Origin of the sequence: Mixta gaviniae, assembly GCF_002953195.1 — a bacterium.
Lineage (GTDB): Bacteria > Pseudomonadota > Gammaproteobacteria > Enterobacterales > Enterobacteriaceae > Mixta > Mixta gaviniae.
Map to the genome: position 1 here is coordinate 1,885,730 of NZ_CP026377.1, position 18,631 is coordinate 1,904,360.

The following is an 18,631-nucleotide window of genomic DNA, read 5'->3' on the forward strand; positions in this document are numbered from 1 at the left end:
GGGGCGGCAACAAGGCGCGATGAAACGTGCGCGTCCGCAGTCTGGCGCGGCGCGGCCTCGCCAGCCGCCCTCAGGTGCCCTCCTGCGCCGGTGTCAGGCGGCGCTAAGCGTGGACTTATATGACCGCATTATGTCATGATGCGAATGAGTTAAATATTTGTACATATAGCCTGCGGGTTATAGAACGACCAAACAGCAGGCTTATCCAGGCGATGAATAATGGCGCACTTAAATCATTTATTAACCTTTATTGAAACAAACCCGGCGCTATCCGTTGGCTTTAATATTATGCTGCTGGTGGTTTCCGGCCTGTTTGCGCACCTGATGTGCAAATTCCTGCTGATCAAGGTAGTACGTAAGGCCTTCTTTTCCAGTCATAAAAAAGACGTTCCGCTGGAGAAAGACCGCCGCATCGCTGAAAAACTCTCCAATTTCATTCCGGTTATTATTGTTTATTACGTCCTGCAGTTTATGCCGAATATGCCACCATCGCTGGTGGCGGCAATTAATACCATCTGTGGGATTTTATTTTTTGTTTTTGTTTCGGTGTTTTTTAATGAAATGCTGGATATTGTTAATAACTCCTATTTACGCAAAACCAAGCGTAAAAATCACTCTATTAAAGGCTATATCCAGATAGGGAAGATATTAATTCATATCATCGCCGCGATAATGATCCTCGCTGTGATGTCGAATAAATCGCCCGTGATTATTATTTCCAGCCTCGGCGCCGTGGCGGCGGTACTGATGTTGGTGTTTCAGCACACCTTGCTTTCGCTGGTCGCCAACGTGCAGGTTTCGTCAAACGATGTCCTGCAGCTTGGGGACTGGATTGAGATGCCCGATAAAAACCTGAGCGGCGAGGTGACCGATATTGCCCTGCACACCATCACCATCCGCAACTGGGACAATACCATCTCACGTATTCCGACGAAAAACTTTCTCACCGAAACCTATACCAACTGGCAAGCCATGTTCTCGTCCGGTGCGCGGCGGATTATGCGCAGTATCAATATCGATCAGCTTTCGGTGAATTTTCTCTCTCAGGAGATGCTGGCGCCGATCCTGACGATACGCGGGGTAAATGAGCCGCTGGCAAAGCTGCTTGATGGCCGTGATCCTATGGGGGTGGCGGACAGCTGGTTTATAGATAATGGACTGACGAATCTGACGCTCTTCCGTCACTATCTGATGGCCTGGCTTGCCGAACGGCCTGACATTGTTAAAGAGATGTACATTGTGGTCAGAGCGTTAAAGCCCTCGCCATCCGGCGTCCCGCTGGAAATCTATTGTTTTACGTCATCGACGCTGTGGATGGAGTATGAAAATACCCAGTCAGCCATATTTGAATATATTACCGCTATCGCCGGGCGCTTTTCCCTGCGTTTATATCAATATCCGGCGGGTCACGATTTCTGGCGTTTATCACAGGAAAGCGTGCGGCCGCCAGCGGATAATTAATCTGTTCAGCGGGAAATAAAAGCGGGAAGGGGGCAGGCAACGCTGCCTCTTTCGGTGAGGAAACCGCCGCCGCCATCGCTCAACGGAGAGGCTGCCGCCGTGCGCTTTTTTATCGGGTTGGCGCTCTTTTGCCTTCAGGCGGCCGTAGCCGCCTGCTTATCATTCGCCCGTCAGGCGCGCGGCGGATCCTCTTCGTTAAAGCGGATGCCCAGCTGCCGCCGCGCCTCATCCATGCTACGCAGTGTCAGCAGCGAGGTCTCCAGCGAACGGATCGGCGAATCGCTCAGCGACTGGCCGATGCACCAGGCGAAATGTTCCGCCTCGTGCGCCAGCTGGCGGTAGCGGGTCGCCGGCTCCTCCCAGCGCAGCGTCCTGTTGCCCTGGCTGGCGCTCAGGGTGAAGTTGCCTGGCGCATAGAAATGCCCTTCCAGCACCAGTGTGGCGTCGCGTCCGGCGAGGATGGCGCGTCCCGGCGTATTGCTGAACAGCGTGGTGTGCAGCACTGAATGCATTCCCTGCGCATGGGTAAAGAGCATCGACGCCTGGCCATTGACGCCGCCCGGCGCAGGCTGGCCGCAGGCGATCACGGTCTCCGGCGCGCCGCCGACCATCATGCTGAGCGAAACCAGGTAGCTGCCGAGATCGAGCATCGGCCCGCCCGCCAGCGCCGGGTTGAAAATACGGTGATCGGGGCTAAAAAACTCGCCGTGATCGGCGATCAGCGTATGTAACTCACCCAGCGCGCCATCCGCCAGCAGCTGGCGCAGCACATCATATTTTGGCGTGAAATCGCACCACATCGCCTCCATGCAGAGCCGCTTCTCTTCACGCGCGGCGGCCTGCAGCGCGGCGCCTTCCGTGGCGTTAAGCGCCAGCGGCTTCTCAATCAGCACGTGCTTGCCGGCGCGCAACGCCTGCAGACCGTCCGGGAAGTGGTGATTGTGCGGCGTGGCGATATAAACCGCATCCAGATCGGTCATGGCCAGCAGATCGTCCGCGCAGGTAAAGGCGTGGGCGATGTCCCAGCGTTCGGCGAAGGCGCGCACCTTCTCTTCGCGCCGCCCGCACACTGCCACCAGCTGCTGATCGCTCTGCTCTTTCAGCGCGCTGGCGAAATGGTCGGCAATCCAGCCCGGACCGATAATGCCCCAGCGCAGGGAAGGGATCGCCTTGCGTGCCGGAAGACGCGGCGCAGGTAAAACGGAAGGGAACATAACAACTCCTTTTTAGTGAATGCATGAAAGCTTAGCCTACCGATGAGAGAGCCACCCAGCGGCGCGACGCCATTGATGTTTCGATAGCGCTGAGGATCAGCTGGTTTTCCATGCCAAAAGCGAAATTCGGATAGCAGTCGCCGTCGCTGCAAATCCCCTGCACCAGATCGTGGATCTCAATCACTTTTACATCGAAATAGCCGAGGCCGCCGCCGCCGAAATCGAAGCCGAAAAAGCCGGCATAGGCGGGGATCTGGCTGCCGGCAAACAGGGTTTTAAAGCCGCGATCGTGAGGATGATCGCGGAAGCGGTAGATCTGCAGTTCGTTAAAGCGCTCGCCGTCCATGCAGAGCGTGCCCTCGGTGCCGGAAACCTCCCAGTAGACGCCGAACAAACGACCTGCGGCGATGCGCGACGCTTCAATCACCCCTGATGCGCCGCTGGTGAAGTTTACCAGGCACTGCACCTGATCATCGTTTTCTACCGCGCGCATTTCGGCGTCCGCTGCCACCCGGCTGGCGTAGCCCGCATCGGTTTGCGGCACCGGCCGCTGCGGGAAAAAGGTCTGCGCGCTGGCGGTGACTTCGCGTACGCTGCCCATCAGAAACTGCGCCACGGAAAGCGTGTGCGCGCCTAAATCGCCCAGCGCGCCGCTGCCGCCCAGCGTTTTCGAACAGCGCCACGACCAGGGCAAGTCAGGATCGTTGTAAAAGCCCTGGTCGAAAGTGCCGCGAAAGCGCACTGGCGTACCGATATCGCCGCGCGCGATCAGCTGTTTTGCCAGCAGCGCCGCCGGGGTTTTAATGTTGTTGAACGCCACCATGGTTTTCACGCCCTGACGCTGTGCCGCGGCGGTCATCTCGATCGCCTGCTGCGCCGTCACCGCCAGCGGCTTTTCGCAGTAAACATGCTTGCCTGCGGCGATCGCCGCCAGCGCCATCTCGTAATGCAGGTGGTTCGGCGAGGTGATGTCCACCACCTCAACCTGCGGATCGGCAATCAGGGCGCGCCAGTCGCCATACGCCTTGCCCGCGCCGAAGCGTTGCGCGTTGCTCTCCGCCAGCGTCTGGTTTTGATCAGCCAGCGCGTATAGCACCGGACGCGCCGGCAGCTCGGGGTAGATCAGCGCGGCGCGGCGCCAGGCGTCGGCGTGCGCCTGACCCATAAAGCCGGAGCCGAGCAGGCCCACGTTCAGCGTTTTTTTCATACGGTCTCCTTTAGGGGGGGAAAGGCGAGTTGCTGATGCAGCCAGCGGGCCGCGCGCGTGACGGTTTCCTGCGGCGGCGCCAGCGCCGGATCCTGCTCCGCCTCGACGATCAGCCAGCCCTGAAAGGCGCCGCGCTGAAGAAACTGAAACAGCGGCGCATAATCGATGCAGCCGTCGCCCGGCGTGGTGAACAGGCCGAGGCGCACCGCCTGATTGAAGCTGAGATCGTCCGCCAGCACGCGCGCCAGTACCGCCGGACGCACATCTTTCAGATGGATATGACGAATGCGGTCGCCCGCCAGCGCCAGCATCCGGGCGAGATCGATGCCGGCGGCGCAGGCGTGGCCGCTATCCAGCACCAGCCCGACATTGGCGTTGGTGGCGGCGAGAAAGGCGCTCAGCTCCGCTTCGCGCTCTACCAGCATCATCAGGTGCGGATGAAAGGCGAGCTGCAGTTCATCGTCGCGCAGCAGGATATCGGCGAAGGCGTTCAGCTTGTCGGCCCATGCACGCAGGTTGATCGCGCTCAGCGGCGGCGAGCGCGACAGTGGCTGATCCAGCGGCGCGTCGCCCGGCATCTGCCCGCATTCGCCATAAACCATGATCCTGGCGCCGAGTCTGCGCAGCAGCAGGGCGTGATCGCGCACCGCCGCCAGCTCCTCCTCCAGCGAACGCTCCGCCAGAAAGCCGCTGTACCAGCCGGCGGCCAGCTGCAGGCCCGCCGTTTCCAGCAGTGGCGCCAGCGCCTCCGGCGTACGCGGGAACTTGCGTCCCAGTTCAATACCCTGATAGCCCGCCGCCGCTGCCTGCTGCAGGCAGGTCTCCACCGCGAACTCATCGCCCAGATCGAGCAGCACATCATTAGTCCAGCTCAGCGGGCTGACGCCCAGCTGCAGGTGCGGTAACGCCATAGCGGTTCTCCGGTCGGTTGCGTCTGGCGACACTATAGAAAAGCGCGCACGGTAAACGTAACCGCTTTGATGAGGGAAAACCCTCAAACCCTGGTCGGAAAAGGAGGGAAAGACAGAGAGCCGAAAGGCAGGGAAAGAAGACAGAGAGCAAAAAGGTGAAAAAGGGAGGAAAGGGAAAGAAGAGGGGGCAGAAAAGGGTGCGAAAGGTGGGCGGAAAAAGAAGAGACAGGGAGAGAAAAGATGGCAGGGGAAGGGGCGGTTAAAAAACGGGCTGACCCGGCGGGCAGCCCGTTTGTGCCAGAGCGTTCGCCGCTTGCCTGTGCGGCGAAAGAGGGCGCTTACCGTTCGCGCCCGCTGCCCGACAGGGGATTAACGCTGCTCAGCCTTATCGCTCAGCGCGCGCGCATCGCGCACCTGCTGTTCGCTGACCGGCGCTGCCTGGTTGCCCCAGCTGCCGCGCAGATAGCTCATCAGATCGGCGGCCTGGCGATCGCTCAGCGTCCAGCCGTAGCCGGGCATGGTCTGGGCAATGTCATGATCGGTGGTCGGCGTCTGCGCACCTTCCAGCACCACGCGCAGCGCGGTCAGCGGGTTCTCAGCCCGCAGCGCGCCGTTGCCCGCCAGCCTCGGGATAACGCCCGGCACGCCTTCACCGTCGCCGCCGTGACAGGTGGCGCAATACATGGCGTAGGTTTGCTGTCCCGCCTGCATCGCGCCAGCCGTCGGCATGGCGGCGGCGGACGATGTATTCGCTGGCAGGCTATGCAGCCACGCGGCGATCGCCTGGCGATCGTCGTCGGTCAGGTACTGGGTACTGTGGCGCACCACCTCGCCCATCGGCCCGGCGACGGCGGCATGCGCGCTGCGGCCGCTGCGCAGCAGGGCGACCGTCTCTTCCGGCGGCAGCCCGCGCAGCGAAGGCGCATACCAGCCGTCCAGCTCCGCGCCGCTCAGGTAGCGCGCGTCGCGGTTATCCAGCGCCTGCTCCTGCATCGCCCAACCGCGCGGCGTATGGCAGCTGCCGCAGTGGCCCGGGCCCTCCACCAGATAGGCGCCACGGTTCAACTGCGCGCTCTGCTGCGGCTGCGGACGCCAGCGTGCCTCCTGATGAAACAGCCGGTTCCACAGCGCCAGCGGCCAACGCATCGACAGCGGCCAGGGAATATCGGCGTCGCGGTTGGCGACCGGCTGCGGCGTGACCTCATGCATCAGATAGTCATACAGCGCGCGCAGATCCGCCTCGCTCATTTTGGCATAGGCGGTGTAGGGCATCGCCGGGTAGAGATGATGCCCATCTTTCGCCACGCCCTGGCGCATGGCGCGCTCAAAATCGGCGAAGCTGTAGCTGCCGATGCCCTGCTGCGCGTCGGGGGTGATATTGGTGGCGTAGATATCCCCCACCGGCGTGGCGAACTTCAGGCCGCCCGCCAGCGGCGCGCCGTTTTCAGCGGTATGGCAGGCAGCGCAGTCCGCCGCGCGGGCGATATATTCCCCGTGCGACATCGCCTGCGCGCCGCCGCTCAGCGCCAGCAGCAGAGTCAATGCGGTCAAATGCAGCTTCATGCTTCCTCCTTCGCCGTACGGCCTTGCGCCAGCTCACTCACCGCGCGCCACGCCTGATCGATAGCGGAGTTGGCGTAAGGGCTCCAGTCGGCATCGGAGTTGGCGATGGTGATCCTGCCGACCGGCTGGCGGGCGGTTGCGATAATGTTCTGCGCCTCGTCCTCATCATCAAACAGGCCGTTGAGGAAGTAGGAGTAGCCGTGCGACCAGCGGTTGACGGTGATCGCCAGAATATCGCGCTGGTGATCGAAGCCCGCCTCGCCCAGCATGCCCTGCAGCTGCTCGCGGATCAGACGCTCATGTTCGTCGAACGAGGTGCCCAGCAGCTGGGCGCGGCCTTTGCGCGCCTGCTCGCGCGGGCTAAGCCCGCTGCCCGGCAGCGCCGGCACCGAAACCATATGCAGCCCCATTGGCTGTTGCGGATCGCGCGGGTGGCGATAGCCGCCGAGATCGACCGGATAGTCGAGCTTGACGCGGCAGTAAGGCGCGGTCGGGCAGTAGACCTCATGCACGCCAAGCTGGATAAACGGCTGCCAGTTGCGGATCAGCACTTTGCTGTAGACCAGCGGCGCTTTGACATTCTGCTTCAGCGCTTCCTGCTGCGCCGGCGACATTTCCGGTACCAGATAAGGGATCATCATGTTGTAGCCCGCCATCACCGCCTGCCCGGCGCGCACTTTATGCAGCTGGTCGCCGGTCATATAGCTGACTTCGACCCCGTCGCCAACGTTGGCGACATGCAGGCCGGTGCTGCTCAGGCGCAGTTTTACCGGCCAGTCGGGGCGATCGAGCTGCGAATAGTCGAACTTCGCCAGCACGATATCGTGCATATCCTTGCCCGCCGGCGCCACCTGCGGGATCAGATGGCGCACCATCAGGCGCGCCAGCGAAGCGTTGCCGTCCGGGAAGTGAAACACGTACGGATCCTCCAGATCCGCCAGCGATTCGGCATCCAGCGGCGGCAGATTCATGCCGTTCAGGCCAGGCAGATCGCAGATGCGCGCGTCGCTGCAGGAGGTGGCGTCAATACCGACCGCCTGGAAATCGCTGGTGGTCTGCTGGAAGTAGCGGATCGCCAGCTCGCTTAGCCCCACTTTATCGCGCAGGAATTCGGTGTAGCTGTGGCTGTCGAGCCATTCAACCTTCTGCGCGACGCTGAGATCGGGCAGGTAATCTTTCTCGATGGTGTGCAGGGCGATCAGCGCCTGGCGATCGCTTTCTGGCAGCGGGAAATCGTTGATAAAATCCTCGTAGGCGCGGCCGTTGAGGCGATCGCGCGGGATATCGTCCGCTACCATCCGGCCCGGATCGCCGCTGACCAGCTTATCCACGCCGAAGTTGCGGCGATCGAAATAGACGCCGCGGCTCAAATTGAGGTCAGGGTAGAAGGTTTTGTCGAACGCCTGCTCCAGGCCGTCGACGCTGACGCCGAGGCTGTTCAACAGCCCCATCGCCACCGGGCTGAAGTTGGATCGCGGCGACTGCAGCGATTCGCTGCCGCCGTAGCCGAGCAGCGACGCGCCATCGCCGTTCAGTTCGTTGCGCCTGGCGTGGCCGCCGAAGTCATCATGATTATCGAGCAACAGGATGCGCTGGTTTTTGCCTTTCAGCTGCTGCCAGAAGCAGGCGGCGGCCAATCCGCTGATGCCTGCGCCGACCACCACCAGATCATAGGTTTCTTCAACCGGCGCGGCGGCGAAATCGAAACGGCGGCCGTCGCGCCCCAGCTGGTGCGCATGCTCGAACGATCCGGGATGGTTGCCGCGCAGGCCGGTCAGGGCAGGCGGATAGGTGAGCGTTTTTTGCGCCGTCTGCGGCGAAGCACGCAGGATCTGCATCGGCGTCAGCCCGGCGGCGAGGGTTATCGCCACCCCGTTGAGAAAATCGCGACGAGTAATGCCCATATTGGCTTCCTTTCAGTTCTTGTTATTGCAGGCGGCCGCGGCCGACCTGGAAGCCGCGCTATTGTGCAAATAAGCGGGCCGGGGTCAAGAGAAATGAAAGGGTTAGCCTGATTTTGCTGCGCCTGCGCCTCCTTGCGCGTGTACCCGATAGCCGATAGCGCCCTTATACACGCCTCCTTGCGCGTATACCCGATAGCCGATAGCGCCCTTATACACGCCTCCTTGCGCGTATGCCGATAACCGATAGCGTGCTTATATGCGCATCCTTACGCCTGCGCTATCACGCAGGCCGCGTTACGCCCCCCAGCCGATGCGTGCCTTAATGCCGCGTCGGTAAGGGGTGTCGAGCTGCGCCGGTACCTGCTCCAGATAGTGGCGCGCATGGTCGCGCTTTTCGCCCTGCAGCTCGCTGAGATAGGTCACGACATCATCAAGCGTCGGGATCAGCGATTCGCTGTGCGCGATACGCGGCGGAAGCGCCGTCCAGATCACCGCATCGATCTGCCGCGCCTGCGCCCATTCCGCCAGCGGGCCGGTCGCGGCGCCCTGCGCCAGCAGCGCGCCGATGCCATCGGTTCTCTCTTCCGGGATCTGCTCTCGCTGGCGCAGCGCATCGCACGCCTGCTCCAGCGTATCGACCGCCAGCCTGGTCCAGAAAACCGGCACCAGCGGCGCATTAATACAAATGGCGGTCGCCAGTTCACCGTTGTCACCAACGCGGGAAAATTCGATTGGTAAAGAAGGGCCATCAGCGTGCCAGTCACCGCTCACTGGCAATGCGCCGGGCTTCCATAACAGCGAGCTCCAGCCTAAACATGCGATATTCATATTTTTATATCCTGCGTGGGTTAACCAGTAGGGCAGGTCAATCCGACCCGAAACACGCCCCTAATGTGATCATAGAATGAACGGCAAAGAGTACCAGGTGCAAAGGGGCCGTTTCGTTAATTTTTTTTAACAGAAGCGGGGGCGAAACGGCCAGCCTGATGGAGATCGCAAAGAAAGCTGCGCTTATTAAACCTATCGCTTTAATAGGATATTCCTTAATTTGCCGCGTTAGCAGCGGCCTCGCCAGCAAGCATTACGTGCCAGCAGGAAAGGTAAAAAAGAGACTATCGTCGCTAAAAAAGCGCTTTTCGGCAGGGAAAAGCCCGCGCGGTAAGGCCAGCAGGAGAAAGAGAGAACGGGTGGAATATGAACCGCCAAATGAGAATCCTTATTATCCTTATTTGCTTTCTGCATAAACACCTTCCAGGCTTAATCAGGCATTTCAACCCATCAAGCGAGAGAGGAGGAGAGAGTATGTTCCATCACTCATCAAAAATGCAGTTCCCGGTACGTGTAGAAAAGCCCGATCCAGAATTTGCAATGCTGCTTCAGCAGGCTATCGGTGGTGTCGAAGGCGAAATCCGCGTCGCCATGCAATATTTTTTCCAGGCGATGGGCGCACGCGGCGATGCGCGTATCCGCGACCTGTTAATGTCAACCGCAACGGAAGAGTTGGGTCATATCGAAATGCTGGCCTATGCGGTGGCGCTGAACCTTGAAGGCGCGCCGCTTTCCTATCAGGAAGCTTCAGCAAAAGATCCGGTGGTCAACGCCATTATGGGCGGCATGAACCCGCGCCATATCCTCTCATCAGGATTGGCCGCGCTGCCGGTGAATGCGAACGGCATGCCGTTTGATATGAGCCACATTTATGCATCAGGTAACGTGGCGGCGGATATGCTGGCCAACGTGACGGCGGAAGCCACGGGCCGCGTGCTGGCGACGCGCCTCTATAATATGACCGAAGATAAAGGCATGAAGGATTTCCTCTCCTTCCTGATTGCGCGCGATACCATGCACCAGCAGCAGTGGCTGGCGGTGATCGAAGATATGGGCGGCCTGAACGCCTCTCTGCCGATCCCGAACAGCTTCCCGCAGGAGCATGAAGCGTCTGAGCATTCTTATTACTGTCTCAACACCTCACTGGATAAACCGCTGCCGAAAGGTCGCTGGAGCGAAGGCCCATCGTACGATGGCAAAGGCCAGTTCACGGCGAAAGAGAAGCCTGAAATTCTGGGCGACGAACCGCTGCTGGGGCCAGCCCGTCCGGGATCGGGCGCGCAGAACGAGCAGATCGCCGGGGCCGTGCCGCCAACCGGTTCCGTGCCGCCTTCAGGCACGGTGAAATAAGCGCATCAGCGGCGACTTGTCGCATCTGTGCAAAGGCTGCCCGCGGGCAGCCTTTTTTTGTGTTAAAAAAAATGATTATCGCGCCTTTCCGGTCGCCGTCGCGGCGCCCGATGCCTTGCGGCAGGCGGAAGCCGCGGCATGACGCCCTTGCCGGCAAACCGCCAGCCGCAGCGCCCTGGCGTCAAAAACGGTCTTTGCGCAGCAACAGCTCCAGTGCCTGGCGGTAAACCTGCAGTTTAACCGCATCGCTTTCCGTTTCGAGCTTCTCCAGCAGCCCGGAAACCATCGCCTTTTCTTTAAAGGTCTCTTTTGTACGGGCGATATTATCGGCCAGCGTACGCATCACCTCTTCCTGTGTTAATCGCTGCGACGCTGACTGCTTAAAATAGTCAGCAATCTGCACTTCAATACCCGACTCCTGATTCACAACCACTCTCCATTGAAACGATTCGCTAATAAAAGGGTAATAGGACGTTAAACAGGCGCCGCCTGCTTTCACCTCTTTTACAGAAAAAAAACCTCCGAAAACAGAAATCCCTTTGTTTCCAGAGGCGGTGTAAAGCACCATTCGTTACGTTGTGATTAAACATCACCGCTGAAGTTATATAACAAAACCAGGATTAATCCATTTTTACAGCCATCTTTTTATCTGGTATGACCAGATATTTTTAGTGATACGTGCCTAATAATTTCTGTTGATTTAATTAATAAACTTAAAGGTAGCACGCTTAATAATACAATTGAAATAAAATGAAATGTTAATCAATTTAACTGGAAGTTAATTGCAGGTTAACCTTTTTTTGCAGATGAGAAAAATCCTGAAAAATATAAGATTATTTAAATAAATAATGATATTTGATCAATCCGTTTTTACTTTTTGTTATCAAACAAAGTGTAAATGTACGCCTGTAACTGTCATCTTATTTAAGTTAGCGAAAGTTTCTTCGGGAAATGTCACCTTTGCCAAAAGCTTCTTCATTTAAGGAAAATGATAAGACTTTTCCTTTCAACCGTTGTCCAGCTGAAATATTATTCCTGTAACCGATAAGCGCCGCTGCAACCAAGCAGAAATGTCTTATTACAAATACCGTAAGATTATTTTATGAGTTAATCGAGGGCGGAGATGAGATACCACGTTATGGATTCACTGATGTGTCCCTTAACCGGCACTATTTTTAGCTGCGTTATCACCCAAAAAAATCTCAAGCTGATTATCTGGTATCAGGGCGAGACAGTGGTGCATGCCGGGGATGTACTGACCACCAGCGGAGAAGAGCTGCTTATTAACGGCGTGCCAGGAAATATCGTGATAATTAGCGTATTTCCCTTTAACCGGCCCAACTGGTCATTATTATCCGCCCGTACTGACTGCCCGGCAAACGGTGCGATTAAACCCGCATTCTGCGAGCGTTCAACGCAGTGCCGTTTTAAACGTTGCCCTTACGGTCTGGCGGAAAGGGCGTTATCTCACGGCTGAAATAACCCCATGAGGCGGGCCGGGATTATTTCAGCCGCGCTGTATCACCAGCATGCAAGCCCGCAACATCTTCTGCCGCCTGCTACAAGGCGGCAGAGAGAAAATAGCGCGGCGCTCTGTTGCTGGCGACGCAACAGAGAAGCGTTAACACCGCTGCGCGCGGGTTTAATGTCGGCGGTGATGGATAATCTTTAATGGGATCATCAGGCCGTTAATGAGGGATGAAAGGGCATTTTTTGACGCGGCACTCTGTTTTATAGGTGCAGGCGGTATGGGGAAGATTGATATTGCCGGGACAACGCTGATTATAAATGCGGAGTTTTTTCCAGTAGTCGGAACGGAAGGTGGAAACATCGAGGATATAGACTGGCTGTACATGACCATTCACAATCAGACCGGTATCAGACGTTTCCAGCCTGTCGCCAGGGGAGAGGTAATATTCTGTATCGTACCACAGAACAAATTTCAGATTGTATGGCGAGCTAATAAGCGAAAACGCTGTATCTGAATCCGGGCTTACAATAGAGTCAAGCACATACCAAACCATAAACTGCTCCATCACACTTATTACAAAAAAATCCTGCTTTTTGAATGCGGGGCGTCTGCACCGCTAAAAGATTATAGTCAGAAATTACTGTTATTACCTGAAATTCATTAATTTATTGCGAGTTTTTTAATAAGTTGATTTAACTTATTGATTATTTTGTGAAATGAAATAAGTCGGTCATCGTCGGCTGCCGCTTGCCGCTTGCCGCTTGCCGCTTGCCGCTTGCCGGACGGCTGGAATCTGGCCTGCGCAGGGCGAGGACGAGGATCGCGGGCTGCAGGCTGACAGATGACAGATGACAGATGACAGGTGACAGGTGACAGGTGACAGGTGACAGGTCACAGGTGACAGGTGACAGACAACAGCCAACAGCCAACAGCCAACAGCCAACAGCCAACAGCCAACAGCCAACAGCCAACAGCCAACAGCCAACAGCCAACAGCCAACAGCCAACAGCCAACAGCCAACAGCCAACAGCCAACAGCCAACAGCCAACAGACAACAGCCAACAGACAACAGCCAACAGCCAACAGCCAACAGCCAACAGCCAACAGCCAACAGCCAACAGCCAACAGCCAACAGACAACAGACAACAGACAACAGACAACAGACAACAGACAACAGACGACAGGGGCAGAGGGGACCAGGGTGACGGCGATGCGCCAACGCCGATCTCTTCCTCAATACACGCCGGCAAAACAGGCGTAACGGGCAGGGTAGCTGCGCGCCGATACCGCCGGCCAACGGCAGATCAACCGCAGATCAACCGCAGGCTATGCCGCTGCGCCATTCAATAACAACGCGTCACTTTCGCCTTCGCCTTCGCCTTCTCCTTCTCCTTCACCTTCGCCTTCTCCTTCTCCTTCACCTTCACCTTCGCCTTCACCTTCACCTTCACCTTTGCCTTTGCCTTTGCTTCACCGTCATCATCTCCTGCTTCCCGGCCTCAACGCATCTACGCATAAAGTGGTGGTACCTGTACTTTAAGAGAGTTGATACATAAGTTATTTTAAAGGAATATGGCCCCGTCGCCTGAACAACGCTCCGCAGCCTGAAACAATGCCCGACGGACGCAATGACGATAGCGCTGACACCCGGCCCACCAGCGGGAAAAAGCCACTAATCTGCCACACCAGGGAAAACCTTCCAGAAAACAGCGTTGCGCTTTTCTGTGAAAATATAAAAAAAGTAAGAAATATTAAGGCCGCCTTCGGGCGGCCTTTTTTACGCAACGTCTGGAAACCGACGTGTAATGCCTTTCAGGCCGCAGGCGGGATAGCGATCGCCGCCTGCGTCGCCGGTGTCTTGCCGCCGCCCGCCGCGGCAGAAAAATAAAAGTAAGCAAACAGCAGACAGTCGCCCTGCGAGGTGTTAAGCTTGGCCGAACAAAACGTAATTATTAAGGAATATTTATTTTAACGATTAAATACCGATGCTCGCGCTGTAGCGGACATCAATGCCGTATCTCTCTGTTTGACGTTTCTTCTCGCAATCCTCATGGTGCCATCTGCATCTTCTGTAAAGCCCCCATGATTGTTAGCTATTTAACTTCTCAGGCAGCCTGACCCTTTCTCTATCCCATTGCGCTTTTTCCTCTTTTCCCGCTGCGGTATCTCTCTGCCGGCTTGAAGTCTGGACGCTCAGCAACCATATTTACTTCTGGTTAACTTTTTCAGGAGGCGATAATGGCCAGCGGCTGGGCTTCTGACGGAGCCGTCAATGAACAAATCGACAGTACGGTAAATGATGGCGTGGCGCGCGTGCGTCAGGCGATGGGGCAGGGCGAAAGTGAACATTACTGCCAGGAGTGCGGAGAAGCGATCCCCGAAGCGAGACGACAGGCGCTGAAAGGCGTACGCTACTGCCTTGCCTGCCAGACAGAACTCGATAAACAACACAAAAACCTCAGCCTCTATAATCGTCGGGGCAGCAAAGACAGCCAGCTCCGCTAGACGGCGGCGCGGCTGGATAACGATCCGCGCTACGCCCTCACGCTTTTCCTTTATCCTCTTCCCGCAGGAGAAAACGCATGGATCCGGGCGGTTTCGCTATCGCTATTTTACCCGTGGTGCTTTCCCCTGGTGCCAGCTTCACCCTGACAATGAACAGCGCGCTGACGGAAGGCTTCCGGGGCGTGCTGAGGATCCTGGCCGGCACGGCGTTAGGCATTTTCACCCACGCCTTGCTGGTAGGGCTGGGCATTACCGCCGCGCTGACGGCGTTTCCTTCGCTGTTCGGCGCGCTGAAAATCGCGGGAGCGCTCTATCTGCTCTGGCTCGGCCTGCGGATGATCCGCAGCGGCATGCAGGCTCAGCCGCTGCAGCTGTCAGCACAGACGAAGCCGGTCACTCTGATGCAGGCCTGGCTGGCGAATGTCATCAATCCGAAAGCGGTGATGCTCTACCTGACGGTCGTCAGCCGCTTTGCCGGCAGCGTGGCCGGGCTGGGTGCCTGGCTGCTGCTGGCATCGCTGCATATCATCATCATGGCGGCCTGGCTGACCATGGCCAGCCAGCTGCTGCTGCATTCGGTGCGGAAATATTCCGTTGCCCGGCTGCGAAAGTGGGTGGATATCGGCGGCGGGCTGCTGCTGCTGTTCTTTGCGCTCGGCGCGCTGCGCTAAGCGACACATTCAATCAGCTGGGCGGGAACGGCTCTTTGCCCGGCGTTAAACCACATGCTTAATCGGTAAACCACATGCTTAATCGGTCGGTCGGCACCGTTTTGCGCGCTGCGCTAAACCACGCGCTTAATCGGTCGGTCGGCACCGCTTTACGCTATTTTTTCGGTGCCAGCGCATAATCGGGGTGCAGATTACCCAGCAGCAGTAACAGTTCATATTCCCCCTGCGTCAGCCCGCCGCTTTTAGCGGTTCCCGCCTCCGCTTCTTTCTTCTGCCACACCCGTAAACTGTAATCAAAACGCTCTGCCGCTTCCGCCTGCGTCAGGCCAGCCGCCTGACGGGCAGCTTTAATTGTGGCGGCAGTCGCGGGAACCATGGACAGCACTTTCAGAGGCATAGCAATCTCCAAAACATTTTTATTGTCAGTTTTTTTTAATCATTGACACGGAAGATTCGGGTGTCAAGGCAAGCGGTTTTGATTAATTTTTATAATTGTTTGATATCCTGCGTTTTAGCGTTTTTTTCGCTGCTACAAAAGGAAATTTTCAGCCAATGCTGAAAGAACCGCCGATATCACAGGCGAGACGGCAAAATACATTGCTGCCATCAATCTCCAGATTTTATTACTTAACCGTGCGGTTTGGTTAAACGTATTAATAATCCTGTGGCACCTGCGCAGACTGACGCCATCGCCTTATGCGCCGGCCGTCCCTGTTTTAGTCACGGCAGCTTACTAACGATGAAATAAAAGCGGCTGCGCATCAAACCGTGCGGAAAAAAAGGCACCGCTGCGCTTGATTATACCCGTGGGTTACGTTTACTGTATTTATATACAGTGTATTCAGGGTTATTGGTTATGGAATTTATCAGGCCTGTCGAGTTAGGCGCGCTTTTACGCCTGCCGCTTTTTGTCGAGCGCGTACCGTGCGGCTTTCCCTCTCCGGCGCAGGACTATATTGAACAGCGTCTCGATCTCAACGATCTGTTGGTACAGCGCCCCAGCGCCACCTATTTTGTGCGGGTCAGCGGGGATTCGATGGTGGAGGGCGGCATTAGCGACGGCGATATGCTGGTGGTGGATAGCTCGCTTACCGCCGCGCACGGCGATATTGTCGTCGCTGCGGTGGATGGCGCCTTTACGGTGAAGAAGCTTGAGCTGCGGCCCCGGTGCGGTTGATGCCGATGAATCCGGCATGGCGGCCTGTCATCCCTTGCGGGGAGGAGGGGCTGGAGATTTTCGGCGTGGTAACCTTTGTCATTAAATCGGTAAAATAGCGCGCGAGAACCCGGCAGGCGGTTGAAAAAGCCTACGCCAGGCATAGAGAAGCTCCGCCAGACATAAAAAAAGCCCCCGAAAACGGGGGCTTTTCTGCTGCGTTACGGCGCGTTCGTCGCGCGTCGCAAGGCGAGGCTTACAGCGCCATATCGTGCTGAGGCGCTTTAGCAGCTTCCTGCTTCGGCTGAGCGACAGGGGCCACGTTTTTCATCTGAATCACCGGCGGCGTGGTCAGTTTCAGCGTTGCCGCTGTCTCATTCCATACCTGCTGGGTCAGCGCCACGTCGCCATTCAGCGTCTTGCCGTAGCTCGGCACCACTTCGTGCAGCTTGCTCTGCCATTCCGGTGAGTTGAACTGCTCCGGGAACAGTTTCTTGATCACGTTGATGGAGATCGGCGCGGCGGTAGAAGCGCCCGGCGATGCACCCAGCAGGGCAGCCAGCGTTTTCTGCTGATCGGTAACGATTTCGGTACCCAGCTTCAGCACGCCGCCTTTCTCTGCGTCTTTCTTGATGATCTGTACGCGCTGGCCGGCCTGGATCAGTTTCCAGTCCTCTTTACGCGCGGACGGGTAGTACTCTTTCAGCGCTTCGAAACGATCTTCGTCGCTCAGCATCACCTGACCAATCAGGTATTTCACCAGGTCAAAGTTATCCAGACCCACGTCGGTCATCGGAATGACGTTTTTGGTGGTGGTAGTGCTTAACAGATCGAGGAACGAGCCGTTTTTCAGGAACTTGGTAGAGAAGGTCGCGAAAGGCCCGAACAGCACGACGCGTTTGCCATCAAGGAAACGGGCGTCCAGGTGCGGAACAGACATCGGCGGCGCACCGACGGAAGCCTGGCCATACACTTTCTCAGCGTGCTGGCTGGTGATCGCCGGGTTTTCTGTTACCAGGAAAGAGCCGCCGACCGGGAAGCCTGCATAGTTGTCCGCTTCCGGGATACCGGTTTTCTGCAGCAGCTTCAGGGCGCCGCCGCCTGCGCCGATAAAGACATATTTGGCGTCGATGGCATGTTTTTCACCGGTTTTTACGTCGGTAACGGTCACGTGCCAGCTGTTGTCGTCGTTACGTTTGAAATCGGTCGCTTCGGTCGACGTTTCCAGCGTGAAGTTGTTGTTCTTTTTCAGGCTGCCGATCAGCTGACGGGTAATTTCGCCATAGTTGACATCGGTGCCGACCGGCGTCCAGGTTGCCGCAACCTTCTGCTGCGGATCGCGGCCTTCAATAATCAGCGGCGCCCACTTTTTGATCTGCTGCTGATCGGTAGAGAACTGCATACCCTGGAACAGGGTCGTCTGCTGCAGTGCCTGGTAGCGCTTGGTCAGGTACTCAACGTTTTTATCACCCCAAACGAAGCTCATATGCGGCGTGGAGTTGATAAAAGAGTGCGGATCGTTCAGCACGCCGCGTTTCACCTGGGTAGACCAGAACTGACGGGAGATCATAAAAGCTTCGTTGATTTCCAGCGCTTTGCTGAAATCGATTGAGCCATCTTTACGTTCCGGCGTGTAGTTCAGCTCCATGTTAGCGGAGTGGCCGGTACCGGCGTTGTTCCAGCCGTTAGAAGACTCAAGCGCAACGCCATCCAGCTTTTCAACCATCAACTGTTTCCAGTCAGGCTGCAGATCGTGCAACAGCGTACCCAGAGAGGCGCTCATGATACCGCCGCCAATCAGCAGGACGTCCGTCTTTTCCGTGGTGCTTTCCGCGTATGCGTTGGAACAGGCCAGCATTACTGCGAGAGATATTGCCGAATAAAGCTTAGTAGAATGTGACATTTGAGTTAAAAACACTGAATTCTTATAAAAAAGGAGCGATATTTTAACGCCTGTTTCAACAAATGAAAGGTTTATTTAACAAAAGTTATCATTTTTTCTGCTTATAAATGGTATGGCGGCTAAAGGGTATTTTTGCCGTGACGAATAAAAATAACCCTGCCAGTGAGCAGCGTGAAATAGGCCCAACGGCAGAGATAAAACACCGGCCTGTGCGCAGCGTGAAATAGGCTCAACGGCAGAGGTAAAATACTGGCCTGTGCGCGGCGTGAAATAAGCCCAACGGCAGAGGTAAAACACCGGCCTGTGCGCGGTGCGAAATAAGCCCAACGGCAGAGATAAAACACCGGCCTGTGCGCGGTGTGAAATAGGCCCAACGGCAGAGATAAAACACCGGCCTGTGAAAAAGGGAAACAGCAGCTATCGCCGCCGCAGGCTGCGCGCGCTAACAGAAAAAGGCCGCTAAAAATGGTATGAAACCGGCGCGCCA

Annotated in this window: 18 protein-coding genes and 1 pseudogene; 9 read left to right on the forward strand and 10 right to left on the reverse strand. The window is 56.9% G+C overall.

Annotated elements, in window-relative coordinates:
- Positions 1–219 precede the first annotated feature (219 nt).
- Positions 220–1,461, forward strand: a complete 1,242-nt coding sequence (locus tag C2E15_RS22330) for a mechanosensitive ion channel family protein (RefSeq protein ID WP_104957030.1) — start codon at positions 220–222, stop codon at positions 1,459–1,461.
- Positions 1,462–1,631: 170 nt separating this feature from the next.
- Here C2E15_RS22330 and C2E15_RS08815 read toward each other — a convergent pair whose 3' ends face one another.
- From C2E15_RS08815 to C2E15_RS08840, 6 genes are all read right to left on the reverse strand, one after another.
- A complete protein-coding gene (locus C2E15_RS08815) occupies positions 1,632–2,675 on the reverse strand; it encodes a Gfo/Idh/MocA family protein (protein WP_104957031.1) in 1,044 nt (347 codons plus the stop codon).
- Positions 2,676–2,706: 31 nt separating this feature from the next.
- A complete protein-coding gene (locus tag C2E15_RS08820) occupies positions 2,707–3,882 on the reverse strand; it encodes a Gfo/Idh/MocA family protein (RefSeq protein ID WP_104957032.1) in 1,176 nt (391 codons plus the stop codon).
- The gene (gene iolE, locus C2E15_RS08825; RefSeq protein WP_104957033.1) at positions 3,879–4,793 is read right to left on the reverse strand and encodes a myo-inosose-2 dehydratase; all 915 of its coding nucleotides are present in this window, start codon (positions 4,791–4,793) and stop codon (positions 3,879–3,881) included. The genes C2E15_RS08820 and iolE overlap by 4 nt, the downstream gene beginning before the upstream one ends.
- Before the next feature lie 369 nt (positions 4,794–5,162).
- On the reverse strand, positions 5,163–6,356 hold the full coding sequence (locus C2E15_RS08830) for a cytochrome c (protein WP_104957034.1): 1,194 nt from the start codon (positions 6,354–6,356) through the stop codon (positions 5,163–5,165).
- A complete protein-coding gene (locus tag C2E15_RS08835; RefSeq protein ID WP_104957035.1) occupies positions 6,353–8,260 on the reverse strand; it encodes an NAD(P)-binding protein in 1,908 nt (635 codons plus the stop codon). The genes C2E15_RS08830 and C2E15_RS08835 overlap by 4 nt, the downstream gene beginning before the upstream one ends.
- A gap of 294 nt (positions 8,261–8,554) precedes the next feature.
- Positions 8,555–9,088, reverse strand: a complete 534-nt coding sequence (locus C2E15_RS08840; protein WP_104957036.1) for a hypothetical protein — start codon at positions 9,086–9,088, stop codon at positions 8,555–8,557.
- A gap of 158 nt (positions 9,089–9,246) precedes the next feature.
- On the opposite strand from C2E15_RS08840, the gene C2E15_RS21310 reads away from it, so the two are divergent.
- Together C2E15_RS21310 and C2E15_RS08845 are read left to right on the forward strand one after the other, a co-directional pair.
- Positions 9,247–9,504, forward strand: a complete 258-nt coding sequence (locus tag C2E15_RS21310; protein ID WP_128861368.1) for a hypothetical protein — start codon at positions 9,247–9,249, stop codon at positions 9,502–9,504.
- A gap of 58 nt (positions 9,505–9,562) precedes the next feature.
- The gene (locus tag C2E15_RS08845) at positions 9,563–10,438 is read left to right on the forward strand and encodes a manganese catalase family protein (protein ID WP_104957037.1); all 876 of its coding nucleotides are present in this window, start codon (positions 9,563–9,565) and stop codon (positions 10,436–10,438) included.
- A gap of 181 nt (positions 10,439–10,619) precedes the next feature.
- Here C2E15_RS08845 and C2E15_RS08850 read toward each other — a convergent pair whose 3' ends face one another.
- The gene (locus C2E15_RS08850) at positions 10,620–11,006 is read right to left on the reverse strand and encodes a biofilm development regulator YmgB/AriR family protein (protein WP_104957038.1); all 387 of its coding nucleotides are present in this window, start codon (positions 11,004–11,006) and stop codon (positions 10,620–10,622) included.
- 555 nt (positions 11,007–11,561) lie between these two features.
- On the opposite strand from C2E15_RS08850, the gene C2E15_RS08855 reads away from it, so the two are divergent.
- On the forward strand, positions 11,562–11,915 hold the full coding sequence (locus tag C2E15_RS08855) for an anti-adapter protein IraM (protein ID WP_483869471.1): 354 nt from the start codon (positions 11,562–11,564) through the stop codon (positions 11,913–11,915).
- Positions 11,916–12,126: 211 nt separating this feature from the next.
- Here C2E15_RS08855 and C2E15_RS21315 read toward each other — a convergent pair whose 3' ends face one another.
- Positions 12,127–12,474: a hypothetical protein gene (locus C2E15_RS21315; protein ID WP_146108538.1), complete on the reverse strand. Its 348-nt coding sequence runs from the start codon at positions 12,472–12,474 to the stop codon at positions 12,127–12,129.
- Positions 12,475–13,521: 1,047 nt separating this feature from the next.
- Here C2E15_RS21315 and C2E15_RS08870 point away from each other — a divergent pair.
- The 4 genes from C2E15_RS08870 to C2E15_RS08880 all read left to right on the forward strand — a co-directional run bounded on the left by C2E15_RS08870 (position 13,522) and on the right by C2E15_RS08880 (position 15,085).
- Positions 13,522–13,797, forward strand: a complete 276-nt coding sequence (locus C2E15_RS08870; protein ID WP_104957041.1) for a hypothetical protein — start codon at positions 13,522–13,524, stop codon at positions 13,795–13,797.
- A gap of 86 nt (positions 13,798–13,883) precedes the next feature.
- Positions 13,884–14,027 (forward strand): cold shock small protein YmcF, encoded by a 144-nt coding sequence (ymcF, locus tag C2E15_RS22335; RefSeq protein WP_425438042.1) that lies wholly within the window; start codon positions 13,884–13,886, stop codon positions 14,025–14,027.
- Between the two features lie 120 nt (positions 14,028–14,147).
- The gene (locus tag C2E15_RS08875; protein WP_104957042.1) at positions 14,148–14,414 is read left to right on the forward strand and encodes a DksA/TraR family C4-type zinc finger protein; all 267 of its coding nucleotides are present in this window, start codon (positions 14,148–14,150) and stop codon (positions 14,412–14,414) included.
- A 77-nt stretch (positions 14,415–14,491) separates the two neighbouring features.
- Positions 14,492–15,085 carry a LysE family translocator gene (locus tag C2E15_RS08880; protein ID WP_104957043.1) on the forward strand — a complete coding sequence of 198 codons (594 nt, stop codon included), beginning with the start codon at positions 14,492–14,494 and terminating at the stop codon, positions 15,083–15,085.
- A 154-nt stretch (positions 15,086–15,239) separates the two neighbouring features.
- Here the strand turns inward: C2E15_RS08880 and C2E15_RS08885 are convergent, their stop codons facing one another.
- On the reverse strand, positions 15,240–15,482 hold the full coding sequence (locus C2E15_RS08885) for a helix-turn-helix domain-containing protein (protein ID WP_104957044.1): 243 nt from the start codon (positions 15,480–15,482) through the stop codon (positions 15,240–15,242).
- 459 nt (positions 15,483–15,941) lie between these two features.
- On the opposite strand from C2E15_RS08885, the pseudogene umuD reads away from it, so the two are divergent.
- Positions 15,942–16,360: pseudogene (umuD, locus tag C2E15_RS08890) on the forward strand (translesion error-prone DNA polymerase V autoproteolytic subunit).
- Between the two features lie 137 nt (positions 16,361–16,497).
- Here the strand turns inward: umuD and mqo are convergent.
- Positions 16,498–18,144, reverse strand: coding sequence for a malate dehydrogenase (quinone) (gene mqo / locus C2E15_RS08895; RefSeq protein WP_104957045.1), 1,647 nt, complete (start codon positions 18,142–18,144; stop codon positions 16,498–16,500).
- Positions 18,145–18,631: the final 487 nt, after the last annotated feature.